The organism is Pseudomonas sp. 3B-A001-10F (assembly GCF_056313565.1).
This window is the reverse complement of record NZ_JBQYFW010000099.1, coordinates 1-255: the sequence shown is the minus strand read 5'-3', so window position 1 is coordinate 255 and position 255 is coordinate 1. Positions and strand designations below refer to the sequence as shown.

The 255-nt window shown below is 49.8% G+C and carries 1 rRNA gene; it reads left to right on the top strand.

Going from position 1 to position 255, the window contains the following annotated elements:
* Positions 1 to 195: 195 nt before the first annotated feature.
* Positions 196 to 255: ribosomal RNA gene (gene rrf / locus AC0ZWN_RS28915) — 5S ribosomal RNA — on the top strand; the annotation flags it as partial.

Sequence of the window (255 nt, the reverse complement as noted above, 5' to 3'; positions counted from 1 at the left end):
GGCGTTGAGCTAACCAATACTAATTGCCCGTGAGGCTTGACCATATAACACCCAAGCAATTTGCGTCGAAGAGACCAGATTGCGGTGTGTGAAGACGAAACGAACCGAAAGTTCGATGTTCACAAACGCCGAAAGCTGTCACATACCCAATTTGCTGAAGCGAGGCCATCTGGTCACGAGTCAGTACCCGAATTTCTTGACGACCATAGAGCGTTGGAACCACCTGATCCCATCCCGAACTCAGCAGTGAAACGA